Annotated in this window: 1 protein-coding gene and 1 pseudogene; one reads left to right on the forward strand and one right to left on the reverse strand. The window is 57.4% G+C overall.

Annotated elements, in window-relative coordinates; all coding sequences use genetic code 11:
• The first annotated feature begins 324 nt into the window (after positions 1-324).
• Positions 325-2,370 carry a glycoside hydrolase family 3 protein gene (locus QN347_RS19030; RefSeq protein ID WP_323494319.1) on the forward strand — a complete coding sequence of 682 codons (2,046 nt, stop codon included), beginning with the start codon at positions 325-327 and terminating at the stop codon, positions 2,368-2,370.
• A gap of 16 nt (positions 2,371-2,386) precedes the next feature.
• On the opposite strand, the pseudogene QN347_RS19035 reads toward QN347_RS19030, so the two are convergent.
• A pseudogene (locus QN347_RS19035) lies at positions 2,387-2,536 on the reverse strand (IS630 family transposase); the annotation flags it as partial.
• Positions 2,537-2,632 lie beyond the last annotated feature (96 nt).

Here is a 2,632-nt window from a genome sequence, read left to right on the forward strand (position 1 = left end):
ATCCCCGATGACTCGCACGCCAAAACGTCGACGGGAATCCCTAATCGGACTCAAATGTAAGGCGAGAACCACTAGCAGCGGCCCGCCGCTCCTGCCACATTGCTATGACAGAGCCATCACCACCGGCGTGCTATGCTCATATTGTGCTGCGATGAAAGAATTGGGCAATAGCGAGAAGCGCGAAGTCGGCCGTTGGGCCAATGTCTTGACCCTTGCGCGCGGCTGCGCCTTTGCCTAACGCACAGCGTGGCTCGCTTCTCAAATTAAGTTGAAACAAGCCTCGTGTTATCTGCGCAGACCACTTTTGGGTGAACGGCTGTTTTTTTGCAATTCGCGATTGCGAGGCACGGCGCAGCTGAGCTTCAGAAATTCCAAGGAAAACCCGTGTTACGAACAGGTACTGCTCATCGCACGCTTTGCACCCTTCTTTTGGGCGCTGCTTGCTCGACTGCATTCGCGCGTGGTTTGCCAGCGCAGCTCACAATCGGCAGCCGGACAATTCCGGTCATTGTGATAGACGGCCTGCAATTCCGCGATCTCGACAGGGACGGGCAATTGACGCCCTATGAGGACTGGCGTCGCTCACCTGATGTCCGGTCGGCCGACTTGGTTTCGCGTATGACGCTCGAAGAAAAGGCCGGCGCTGTGATGCACGGGAACTTTCCCGAAATCGCCACCGAACGCGGCATGTCATCGCTGGGATATGATCCAGAACCATTGCGCGCGCTGGTCCAGAGCAAGAAGATTACCAGTTTCCTGACGCGACTGGCGGTGCCTCCGGCCCGCATGGCCGAGCAAAATAACGCGGCGCAGAAGCTTGCAGAAGGGGGCCGACTTGGGATTCCGCTAACCGTCAGCACCGATCCGCGGCACCACTTCCTGTATATCACTGGCCAAGGCAGCAATGGGGCTGGGTATTCCCGCTGGCCGGAATCGATGGGTTTCGCTGCGCTCGGTGATGTCAGTCTGGTGCGGCAGTTCGGGGATATTGCCCGGCGTGAATATCGTGCAACGGGAATTCATCAGGCACTCTCGCCCCAAGTGGATCTTTACACTGAGCCGCGTTGGGCGCGCGGATACGGCGGGTTTGGCTCCAACCCACAAGTATCACGCGCCATGGCGAGCGCTTATGTCGAAGGCTTTCAGGGCGGACGAGGCGGCATCGGCCAGGATAGCGTTCTGGCCACGATAAAGCATTGGGTAGCCTATGGGGCCACGGAGAACGGTTTGGATGCACATAACGCCTACGGACACATATCGCGGGTAAATGCGCGGACCTTCAAATTGCAAATTGAGCCGTTTCTCGGCGGTTTTGATGCAAGCGTTGGCGCTGTTATGCCAACATACAGCGTTGTTGACGGAGCAAGGGTTAACGGCAAGCCGGTTGAGCAGGTTGGGGCAGGGTTCAACCGCCAACTGCTGACGGACCTGCTACGCGGGCGCTACCGGTTCAAGGGGATCATCTTGTCAGACTGGTCAATCACCAACGATTGTTTGCAGCGCTGCATGGCCCCGAGCGCAGAGACTCCACAAGGCCGTGCAGAACTTGGCATGCCTTGGGGCGTCGAAGGGCTGACGCGAATGCAGCGGTTTGCCATGGGCATGAATGCCGGCATTGATCAGTTCGGAGGTGTGGCTGAGCCTGAGCTTATCGTAGAAGCTGTCCACAAGGGAATGTTAAGCGAGGCACGCCTCAACCAGTCAGTTGTCCGCTTGATGACAGTCAAATTCCAGATGGGATTGTTCGAAAATCCCTTCGTCGATGCTCGGGACACAGCGAGGACCGTCAATCCTCCAGAGGTTGCTGCGCTGGCATTGAAGGCGCAAGCCGAAGCACAAGTGCTGCTCAAGGACCCACACAAGTTACTCCCGCTAAAGCCCGGAACCCGGGTATTCGCACGCGGGATTTCTGCCGAAGCGATCCTGTCTGCGGGACTTGTCCCAGTCACTAATCCTGCGCAGGCGCAAGTCGCATTGGTTCGCATCTCTGCACCGTTTGAACGGCTACACCCTTATCACTTCTTCGGCTCCCGCCAGCACGAGGGCCGGTTGGATTTCCGCGCGGGTGATCCAGATCTAGTCAGCGTGCAGGAATTGAGTGCGAAGGTGCCGGTTATTGCTGCACTTTTCCTTGACCGGCCAGCGGTTCTGGGGGGGATGGATACGGCAGCAAGCACGATTCTGGCGAACTTCGGAGTGTCCGACGAGGCGCTGCTTGCAAGTGTGACGGGCCGAATTCCGCCAAAAGGCAAATTGCCATTTGAATTGCCATCATCAATGGCCGCAGTGGAGGCGCAAGATCCCGCACTTCCGGACGATAGTTTGTCCCCGCTTTACCGGCACGGAGCCGGGATCATGCCACACCACTAATACCAAGACTCGTTGATCACGACCTGTGCGCCCATGTTCTGAGGCTGAGTGTCATGATGCGCCAAGGCTGATCGGTGAGGCGGTTTCAGGCGAAGCAGCAGCGATCGACGTTGTCGTCGTAAGATGAGAAGATGCGGTTAGACAGCCAGTTGTCGCGCATGAACTGAACCGTCCCGGGTTTCCTGGAGGCTATTTGGTTTGAGTCATGCAACCATATCCAGGTTCTCAAGGGCTGCATAGTAATTGGCTTCGGCCTCGGCGG

Origin of the sequence: Sphingomonas sp. 10B4 (assembly GCF_035019905.1) — a bacterium.
Taxonomy (GTDB): domain Bacteria; phylum Pseudomonadota; class Alphaproteobacteria; order Sphingomonadales; family Sphingomonadaceae; genus Sphingomonas; species Sphingomonas glacialis.